This is a genomic window from Chryseobacterium aahli, assembly GCF_022699665.1.
In the GTDB taxonomy this organism is placed as follows: domain Bacteria; phylum Bacteroidota; class Bacteroidia; order Flavobacteriales; family Weeksellaceae; genus Chryseobacterium; species Chryseobacterium aahli.
Genome location: NZ_JALDNB010000015.1, coordinates 145229 through 155507, shown reverse-complemented (window position 1 = coordinate 155507; position 10279 = coordinate 145229). Strand labels below are relative to the sequence as shown.

Genomic DNA, 10279 nt, shown 5'->3' with positions numbered 1-10279 from the left:
CGCTAGCGTTCATCCTGAGCCAGGATCAAACTCTCCATTGTATGTTTGTCTGACTCACTCAAAGTTTTGACGCTTTAGTTTTTCCTTACTTGGTTGTTATATCTATTTTTCAATGATCTCTTCTCTTCCGCTTCCTCAGCCACCCTTTTCTGTCGTTGGGCATTGCCGTATTTGCGTGTGCAAAAGTAATAACTTATTTCTAATTGACCAAATGTTTTTTGAAGAAATTTTAAAGTTTTTTAAGTAACCCTAAACCCTTTTCCTAAACCTTCAATCTGCTACTCCTGCGCTTCCCGTATTGGGATTGCAAAGATACAAATCTTTTTAAATCTCACAAATTTTTATCGCTAAAATTTTAGTGAATGTTTTTTTTGATCTACATCCTATAAAGTAACTTAAATTATATGCCCGAAGGCCCTCCTGCGCTACTGATATACTCTCGTTTTCAGTGGGGCAAAGATAGGGCAAGTACCTACACGAAACAAATATTTAATAATCAATTATTTTGATTGTGGAAAAGTATTAAAGTAAAACGCTGGTTTGATAAGCATTAAATAACGTTATAGAGTTATCCACAATGTTCATATTATTTTAATGATGGGTAAAGATGTAGTTTTATCCGGGTATCATTGGGAAATTTAGTATACAAAATATCTATTTTGTTTCTCGAAAACACAGTTAACGACATGTTCTAGGTATAAACAACATCAACGAGTGTACTGTTTACAAAGATTAAGCCAACAGATTATTGATATCAATCTATTAATGAAAGGTGTCTCTCCTACGGAACTCTGCTGTGTGTAACAAAACTTTACTACAAACATATTGCTCCTCTGGAGCTCTACTTTCTTTAATAATATATTGGTTCTCTGGAGCAGAAGAGAAAATTCAAATTTTCAAATGAGCAGTAATGGTCATGACAGAAGGATGGTTTGTAAAAAAATATATTTAGACTGAAGCTAAACAATTGAAAAAATATTTCTTTTTTGGCAAATAATAATCTACCGACTGCTCCCCTAGCCCAGATTGAACGGCCTGTCTGAGCTCTTTTTGCAAGAAAGGGAGAGCTAAGGCGCAAAAAAGCGAGTAGTGAAAGCTGGAATGAGCTCCTTATTTGAGTGAAAGGATTTGAGTATGAGATTATGTTTGAGGGTTTGAGTAGAATGACCTTCACAAACTTTTATGTTTCAAAAAAAATACCTCTGAGAATTTCAGAGGTACTATATATAATATGATGCAGATTAAAATTCTGCGTTCTTTGGAGTTCTTGGGAAAGGGATGACGTCGCGAATGTTGGTCATACCAGTTACGAAGAGAACCAATCTCTCTAAACCAAGCCCGAAACCTGCGTGAGGAACGGATCCGAATCTTCTGGTATCCATATACCACCAAAGCTCGTGCTCATCTACGTGCATTTCTGCCATTTTAGTTTTCAGAACATCTAATCTTGCTTCTCTTTCTGAACCACCGATGATCTCGCCAATTCCCGGGAAAAGCACATCCATTGCAGCAACGGTTTTGTTGTCGTCGTTCAGCTTCATGTAGAATGCTTTGATCTCTTTTGGATAATCAAATAAAACTACTGGACATTCAAAATGTTTTTCTACCAAGAATCTTTCGTGCTCAGACTGAAGGTCGGTTCCCCAGCTTTCAACCGGATACTGGAATTTTCCTTTTTTATTTTCTTTCGAGTTCATTAAGATCTCAATTGCTTCTGTATAGCTTACACGTTTGAAACGTTTAGCAATAACATTCTCCAATTTTTCGATCAAGCCTTCTTTTGCTCTGTCTTTTTCAGGTTTTGATTTTTGCTCTTCTTCAAAACGTTTATCTAAGAACTCAAGATCATCTTTGCAATTATCTAAGACATATTGAATCACATATTTCAAGAAATCTTCCGCCAAATCGATGTTATCTTCTAGGTTGTTAAAAGCAACTTCAGGCTCAATCATCCAGAATTCTGCAAGGTGACGGGTTGTGTTTGAGTTTTCAGCACGGAAAGTCGGGCCGAAAGTATAAATCCTTCCCAATCCCATTGCTGCAGTTTCCCCTTCAAGCTGTCCGGAAACTGTTAAGTTGGTTTTCTTACCAAAGAAATCCTGAGCGAAGTCAATATCACCTTTTTCGTCTCTCGGAATATTATTTAAATCAAAGTTGGTCACCCCAAACATTTCGCCTGCTCCTTCTGCATCAGCTCCCGTTACGATTGGAGTGTTAATGTAAAAGAACTGGTTTTGGTTAAAAAACGAGTGAATCGCAAAACTCACTGCATGACGTACTCTGAAAACTGCCCCAAATAAATTGGTTCTGAATCTTAAATGCGCCTGATCCCTTAACGTTTCCAAGGCATGTTTTTTAGGCTGAAGAATTGTTTTTTCTCTTTCTTCAGTAAAGTTATCGCCCAAAATGATAATTTTTTTAGCGATAATTTCTACAGCTTGTCCTGCACCTTGACTTTCTACCACTTCACCTACAACTTTTAGAGATGATGCTGTACTTATTTTATTGATAATCTCTTCGTCGAAATTTTCGAAATCAACAACAATTTGCAAATTATTAATTGTAGAACCATCATTAAGCGCAATGAAGCGGTTTGCACGGAAGGTTCTTACCCAACCGTAAACTGTAATGTCATGATGTAATACTTTTTTGTAGTCTTGTAGGACTTCTTTAATTGTCTGCTTTTTCATTTGTTGATTGATAAATTTTTGTATAAAAATTAATGTTTGCAAATTTACAAAAAACGAGGGAACTTTTGCTTGTTAAGGTTTAGATTTAAATTAAGATGAGTTTTTCAGTGAAATAACTTAATTAAAAAGCGTACTCTTTTTTCTTAGCTTCCCTTTTCTGATGTTCCAGGCATGATAGCAACTTGGGACGTCGTATTGCCATTTTGGAAGAATTAAAATAATCAGAATAACATCAACATGAGAAATAATCCCTAAAATGATCGTTAAATGAAATGCCCAGCCAGCTTGTTGAAATCCTATTAAATAAGTAAAAGCAATCAATAAACTTATACCCCATAATTTTGAAAGCCAAGCGTGGGTGCATGTTTTCTTTTTAAATTTAATGATACTTATGATATAGCATAAAGCTTCCATGATAAAAATAAGCGCAATACTTTGCCAATGGTTTTTTATCACTTCAGGATTGATGAAATATGTAGCAAAGCCCAACGAGAGCCAAAACACCAAATCGATCTGGCTGTCGAGTCTCCTTAGTTTTTCTGATGAAACTCCTACTTTTCGGGCAATGATTCCGTCGAAAATATCTGTCAATAATCCAACGAACATTAAAGATAAAATTACAAATCGGGATTTTTCTCCATTAAAATAAGCTAAAGCAAAAATAATTGGAGCAAAAAGAAATCGTGTTGCTATTAATATATAAGGTATGGTTTTCATGATTTTACTTTTTTAGATTTAAAATTCCAATTGATGAATGGGAACTTTCTTTTCTGATTTTCATTCCAAAATCCGATCTGGATGCCTTTTGCATCTTTACAAGAATTATAAAGTGCTATTTGCACTCCTCTACATTTTTGACTGATATTAGCAATAGGTGAAATCACAAAGCCGTTCGAAGTATGATGAATATTATAAAGAGGAGAAATTGAGACACCATTGATAACTGCCGGAGCACCAATATTGCTGGAAAAACTAAGCTCTAAACCATTGGTAACCGTAGGTTCCATATTGATAATGGATAATTGAAGTCCATTGATTTTGTTCATTTTATCTAGTACAGTTTCCGGAGAATGAACCGGAAAATCCCAATTATTTATGCTTCCTATATTCACAAGCATTAGAAACGGAATAAATATTCCCAAACCATTGAAGCCTAAACCTATCCCATTAACTTTTTTAGGAACAATCTCGTTATCTATTTCATCATAATATTTTAAAAGAATTCCATTTACATTTTTAGTTTTCTTTGATGGTGAAAATCCAACTACTTTTGCTTGATCAGATCTGTAAGCCAAACTATCTTGACTAAAAAGAAAGCAACTCATTAGGAGCGCTAGAATTGATAATAAGTTCGTTTTCATATTTTCTATCTATTAAATTATTACTCAAAGCTAATTTTGAAAACCACTTTTATGAATGCGAAAAAAAATTAAAATAAATCTCTACATTTGTGAAAATCGCAAATCAGTATGAATCAGGAAATTTTACTAAAACAAATCAGGAAGAAAATCGGAGACAAATCTTTGAACGACGAGATTGCCAATATTCTCAATATTAGTTATGACGCAGCTCACCGAAGAACTTCGATGAAAGCAAAATTCAGTTTTGAGGAAGCTGTAGAATTGGCAAAATATTATCAGATTTCGATAGATCAGTTTTTGGGAACAGAAAACCAACTGGTCGTGAAAAGAACAAAACCCGTAAAAACTCAGGAAGATCTATTATATTTTTTTGAAAGTTCACTGAAGATATTGAATGTTTTTCAAAGCATCAATCAGTCAAAAGTCTATTATTCAGCGAAGGATATTCCTTTTTTTTACACGATTTCAAATACAATATTGTCACGCTTCAAATTCTATGTCTGGATGAATTTGCTGAACGAAGATAAATTTCTAGGTCCATTCGAAGATTTTGATCTTCCTTATCATTCTCCGAAAAATGAAATGTTGAAAAATTTGTACGAAAGCCAAAATGTAACCGAAGTCTGGAATGACACCACGATTATGAGTATTCTGATGCAGGTTTCTTTTTACTCAGAAATGGGACTTTTGAAATATGAAGACATCGTGCTTATCTTGGAGGAAGTGAGAAGTGTCCTGCAAAATATCGAACATAAAATCCAACATAATCCTGATTTTAATTTTTATGTGAATGATTTAGTAATTTTAAGCAATAATATTTTGTTTAAAAATGAATATCAATCTTCATTTTTTATTCCATTTAATATGTTTGGATATATGATGACGAATGATGAGAATACTTGCAACGACACTTTGATTTATTTTGAACATGAAATAAAAAATTCTAAATCACTGAATAGTTCAGGTAACAGAGAACGAAAAATGTTTTTTAATAAAATGTATGATCAAATTGAAAACTTACAACAAAAATTAAAATGAACACACTTTATAAGGGTGAATTTTTTGGTCAAACCAACAAAACGCTACACTTCGATGGCCTGATTATCACAGATACAGAATACACTCATTCTTATGTTGACTGGCATTACCATGAGAATGCTTATTTCACTTTTCTCATTCAGGGAAATGTGGTTGAAGGAAACAAAAAAGAAATCTACGAATGCTCTGCCGGGACTTTACTTTATCATCAATGGGAAGATCCGCATTATAATATAAAACCAGATGGCTTTACACGAGGTTTCCATATTGAAATACCCCAAAAATGGTTTGAAAATCTGAATATTTCAAAAAACCAACTTGAAGGAAGTTTTAATATAAAGAATCCCGAAGTAAAACTTTTAATGTATAAAATCTTTAAAGAAAGTAAAATAGATGACATCTCTTCTGAACTCTCTACGCATGAGCTTTTGCTAAATATTTTCAGTCAATTATCAACTCAGAAGTCTAAAGTCGAAAAGAAACCAATTTGGGTTAAGCAAATTGATGAGTTGTTGCACGAAAGCTATCCGGAAAAATTTAGCTTAACAGAACTTTCTCAAACATTAGACATTCATCCAATTCATCTGAGTAGGGACTTTCACAAATATTTCAATTGCAATCTGGGAGACTATATTAGAAAACTAAAGATTAATCATTCTCTATCTTTTCTTACAGCCAACGAGAAATCTTTAACAGAAATTGCGTTAGACTGTGGTTTTGCAGATCAAAGTCATTTCATCCGCAGTTTTAAAGAAAATATCGGAATGACACCTTTGAAGTATCGAAAAATTTTGGAAAAATAACCATGTTAATTCTATTCTATTTTTTTTAAACTAAACTGTCTATTTTTGTTCCTATAAAATTTAAAATGAAATCAAGCGCAATATTTATTCTGTTTTTACTATTTAATTTTTCCTTTGTAAAATCTCAAAACATCATCAATCCGGAAAAAATTGAAAATTCTGTTCAAAAAAATCATTTGAATACAATTGTCTTTATGGACAAAGCAGTTTCTGAGGAAAATTTAAAAGAATCAGATTTCCTTTCAACGATGATTTTTCAGGAAGATAAAGATCTTGCTATCCGTATTTTTCAAAATAATTCTTTGATTAATTATCTACACCAGCTTGATTCTTCTTTAACTGCAGATGAATTATTAAAAAAAGGGAATTATCAGTTTTCTTTTTATGTTGACGGAAAATTAATTTATGTAGAAAATCTTAACTCGGGAGCAGGAACAAAAGAAAGTAAAACTTTAAAAACAACTTTCGGAATTCCTTTCATCAGTTCAAAAAATGAAGATTCCTGGGGAAGATTTTTGTGGATGCGATTTTATTTATCGAATGGCGGAATCGATGCTTTAGAAACCGGAAGCCATAATTTAAGCATTGAAATAAGACCTTATTTAAAAACTTCAACTTTAAAAACAGGAAAAGTAATCGCAAAAGGCAATATAAATCTGGTTATTCCTAAAAAGAATATTCCTGAAAATCAAATTGCCGTTCAAAAAATAAAGACCAATAGCGGCTGGAAAGTTTCGAATGAAAAATTTAATCTAGAAAAAATCAAAGGTTTAAACCAAAAAATTGCAGAAAACAGATTCAAAGATATTACGGGTATCGTTGTGATCAAAAACAACAAGCTTATTTTGGAAGAATATTTTAATAATTATGAAAGAGACAGCCTTAATGATACCCGTTCTGTAGGAAAATCTTTCGCTTCTGCTTTAATGGGAATTGCTTTGAAAGATGGATATTTAAAAAATGAAAATCAAAAAATCAGTGAATTTTATGATTTAAAAACATTCAAAAATTATTCTCCTGAAAAAGATAATATCACAATAAAAAGTTTGCTGACAATGAGTTCAGGTTTTGATGGAAATGACGAAGATGAAGATTCTCCCGGAAATGAAGAAAATATGTACCCAACCGATAATTGGATAAAATTTGCACTAGATTTACCTTTGACCGACAATAAAATTGGAGAAAATTGGTCTTACTTTACTACCGGAGTCGTTTTAACCGGAGATATTTTAGATAAATCTATTGAGAATGGATTGGAAAAGTATGCAGATCAAAAATTATTTCAACCTCTTGGAATAAAAAACCACAAATGGCAATATACACCTCAACACAAAATCTCGCTTGCCGGAGGATTAAGAATGAGAGCTCTGGATTTTGCAAAATTCGGACAGTTATATAAAAATAACGGCATTTGGAATGGCAAAACTATTTTAGACAAAGAATGGATTAAAAAATCTTTTACCAATTATTTTTCTGACAATAAAGATTTTGAAGGGTACGGATACTTGTTTTGGAGAAAGGTATATAAAGTAGGAAATAAGAGTTTTGAATCTTATCAATCTAGCGGAAATGGCGGGAACAAAATTATCATTTTCACAGAGCTACCTATCGTTATGGTCATTACTGCAAAAGCTTACAACAAGCCTTATTCGCACTCACAAGTCGATAAAATGGTACAAGACTATTTATTGCCTGCGGTTTATGAATAATAGATAAATGAAAATTTGTGAAAAAACAGATGTCCTAGTATAGTTTTCGCTAACTATTTGTATTACTCATCTTTCTTCGAAGGAACCAAATAAACATCAATCAAACCTTCAGGAACCTGCATTTTGATAAATCTTTCCTCACGGTTAACTTCAATAATCCAATCTTTGATCAACGGAATTACTACTTCTTTACCATCCAGATTGGTCACGAAATAGTTTTGTGCTGTTTGGTCATTCACAGATCTGATGACACCACAATTAGCATCGTTCTGATCAAAAATTTCATAGCCGATAACTTCATGATAATAAAACTGATTTCCTTTCAATTTTGGCAAACTCGTCAACGGAAGATAAACATCTTTATTCAGAGACTGATCTACCAAAGCTTCGGAAGAGTTTTTAAAAGAAATATTCACAGCATCGAGTTTACTCCAAGATGTTTTTTCAATAAAAAAAGGAACCAGCAAACCGTTGATTTCTACAAAAATAGAATCTAGATTTCTGTAAAGTTCGGGCTGGTCTGTATCTAATTTAAGAATTACATTTCCGGCAAGACCGTGTCTGCGGGTGATTTTTCCTAATAAATAGCAGTCTTCTTTTTTCATAATGATGTAGAATCTTAAAAATTGGTTTTCTCTCTTAATCTTATTAAGGTTAATAATACTAACAAGATTTCTTATTTTAGTTTAAACAACAAAGACACGAAAAATCGTGCCTTTGCTTTGTATTTTTTAGAAGAACTAAGCCTGAGTTTCTTCAGTGCCTTCTGCTTCAGCAGTTGGCTCTTCTGTAGCTTCAGTAACAACTTCTTCAGCAGGTGCGTTAGCAGCTTCTTCAGCAGCTTTAGCATCAGCTTCTACTTGAGCAGCCGCAGCAACTCTAGCTTCGTTTACTTTAGTTTCAGCATCAAAAGCAGCTTTCTTAGCATCGGCCTGAGCCTTTGTTAATCCTTCTACTTTACCTTGTACTTTTTGTTCTTTAGATTCTACCCAAGCAGAAAATCTCTTTTCAGCTTCAGCCTCATCAAAAGCACCTTTAGCAACACCACCTTGTAAGTGTTTTTTGTAAAGTACACCTTTATAAGAAAGAATAGCTCTTGCAGTATCAGTTGGTTGAGCACCGTTGTTTAACCACTTTACAGCAGAGTCAACGTTCAAATCGATAGTCGCAGGGTTAGTAATTGGGTTGTAAGTACCTAGTTTTTCGATGAATCTACCATCTCTTCTAGCTCTAGCATCTGCAACCACGATATGGAAAAAAGGTCTCCCTTTTGATCCGTGTCTTTGTAATCTGATTTTTACTGACATAATGTATGAATTTTAAGGGAACTCGTCCCGATTAAATATTTAAGTGTGCAAAGATAGTAAAAAAGTTTAAATTATGAGTCCAATGTTTAAACTTTTTTGCCATATTACGCCAAATTAAATTTCTCAATTTTTAGAAGCCGGGAACCTGCTTTCCGCTGTATCTTTTTCGCCAACGCTTTTTTCAAGCCATAAGAGAAAAAGGATGTCGCTGCAATCAGGGCTAATTCGCAGCTTCGTTACCAATTTTGATTAAAAATTATTACATTAATCAACATTTCCCATATAGAAAAGCCCTAGACATTTCTGGTTCTCTTCGATGGTCAAAGACTCTTTCAAATGATCAACAATTTTTGGTGAACTCCAATAACAACCTACTCCATTTGCCGTACAGGTAAGATACATATTCTGAACTGCCATAGAAACGGCAGCAATTTCTTCCCACTCAGGAACCATTCCGCTGAAGTTCACAACGATGGAAACTACCGCATCAGCTTTATTGATTTTAAAACCAATATCCTGATATTTTTTCTCTAAAAAAACTTGGGGAGCTTGCGTAGACTTATAAATTTCCTGCATTTCGAAAGCTAATTTTGCCTTTTCTTCGCCTTTAAAAATTTTAAAACGCCACGGTTTTGTTCTCTTATGATTGGGAGCTAATGTCGCTGAATGTAGGATTTCTTCGATGATTTCCTGTGAGATTTCTGTTTCAGCATAATCTTTTGGAAAGATACTTCTTCTTTGCTCTATGATTTCTTTTAAAACTTCTGCTTTATTCATAAAGACAAAAATACGGAAAAAATGGGTGGAGAAATGGGTATGATTGATAGTTTTTTGCTGCTAAAAATATAGATTTCCCTATCTAAATGACAGATTGAAAATTTCATCATTAATAACTCAAAACTAATAACTCTCTTAAAGAACCTCAATAATCTCCTGATGAATGTTATTCAAAGTAAACGAGCTTCCAGACTGCATCCCCATCATTTTTTTTGCCATAGGGCTTTCTGACGAGATGGCGTAGAAACGGTCGCCTTCAAAAAAGAATTCGCCCAAAGAAACCGAAATGTAAAATCTCGCTTTATTGGTAATTACTAGTGATCCCAGCTGTACCTTTTCTGTGGAAGCCGGTAAAACTCTTGCCATATTTGTTCTTAAATCATGCAACGCTGCAAGCTGTCTTTGCATTTGGTAGATTTCCTCCTGCATTTCTTCACGCATGCTGTCGTATTTCGGAGTTTTCTTAATATCCCGGCTTGCTTCTAAAGTAAATTCTATAAAGTTTTTTAGTTTTTCTATTTTTTCTGAAATCACGGTTTTTACATAATTTCTTATGTTATTTTTCTCAAATACTATCTTCTCCATGTATCGTAA

The 10279-nt window shown here is 33.5% G+C and carries 10 protein-coding genes; 3 read left to right on the top strand and 7 right to left on the bottom strand.

Annotated elements, in window-relative coordinates:
- Positions 1-1241: 1241 nt before the first annotated feature.
- The 3 genes from asnS to MQX03_RS19425 form a co-directional block, all read right to left on the bottom strand.
- On the bottom strand, positions 1242-2690 hold the full coding sequence (gene asnS / locus MQX03_RS19435; RefSeq protein ID WP_242805168.1) for an asparagine--tRNA ligase: 1449 nt from the start codon (positions 2688-2690) through the stop codon (positions 1242-1244).
- 117 nt (positions 2691-2807) lie between these two features.
- Positions 2808-3407, bottom strand: coding sequence for a CDP-alcohol phosphatidyltransferase family protein (locus tag MQX03_RS19430; protein WP_242805167.1), 600 nt, complete (start codon positions 3405-3407; stop codon positions 2808-2810).
- Positions 3404-4051, bottom strand: coding sequence for an LA_2272 family surface repeat-containing protein (locus MQX03_RS19425; RefSeq protein WP_242805165.1), 648 nt, complete (start codon positions 4049-4051; stop codon positions 3404-3406). The genes MQX03_RS19430 and MQX03_RS19425 overlap by 4 nt, the downstream gene beginning before the upstream one ends.
- A 108-nt stretch (positions 4052-4159) precedes the next feature.
- Between MQX03_RS19425 and MQX03_RS19420 the strand changes: the two genes are divergently transcribed.
- The 3 genes from MQX03_RS19420 (at position 4160) to MQX03_RS19410 (ending at position 7601) form a co-directional block, all read left to right on the top strand.
- The gene (locus MQX03_RS19420; protein ID WP_242805163.1) at positions 4160-5089 is read left to right on the top strand and encodes a helix-turn-helix domain-containing protein; all 930 of its coding nucleotides are present in this window, start codon (positions 4160-4162) and stop codon (positions 5087-5089) included.
- Positions 5086-5892, top strand: coding sequence for an AraC family transcriptional regulator (locus tag MQX03_RS19415; RefSeq protein ID WP_242805161.1), 807 nt, complete (start codon positions 5086-5088; stop codon positions 5890-5892). Before MQX03_RS19420 ends, MQX03_RS19415 begins: the two co-directional genes overlap by 4 nt.
- 65 nt (positions 5893-5957) lie before the next feature.
- The gene (locus MQX03_RS19410) at positions 5958-7601 is read left to right on the top strand and encodes a serine hydrolase domain-containing protein (protein WP_242805159.1); all 1644 of its coding nucleotides are present in this window, start codon (positions 5958-5960) and stop codon (positions 7599-7601) included.
- Positions 7602-7663: 62 nt separating this feature from the next.
- Here MQX03_RS19410 and rimM read toward each other — a convergent pair whose 3' ends face one another.
- From rimM to MQX03_RS19390, 4 genes are all read right to left on the bottom strand, one after another.
- Entirely contained in the window at positions 7664-8206 is a 543-nt protein-coding gene (gene rimM / locus MQX03_RS19405) for a ribosome maturation factor RimM (protein WP_242805157.1), read from the bottom strand.
- Between the two features lie 135 nt (positions 8207-8341).
- On the bottom strand, positions 8342-8908 hold the full coding sequence (locus MQX03_RS19400; protein ID WP_242805154.1) for a 30S ribosomal protein S16: 567 nt from the start codon (positions 8906-8908) through the stop codon (positions 8342-8344).
- Between the two features lie 264 nt (positions 8909-9172).
- Entirely contained in the window at positions 9173-9685 is a 513-nt protein-coding gene (locus MQX03_RS19395) for a nitroreductase family protein (protein ID WP_242805152.1), read from the bottom strand.
- 135 nt (positions 9686-9820) lie between these two features.
- Entirely contained in the window at positions 9821-10270 is a 450-nt protein-coding gene (locus MQX03_RS19390) for a hypothetical protein (protein WP_242805150.1), read from the bottom strand.
- Positions 10271-10279: the final 9 nt, after the last annotated feature.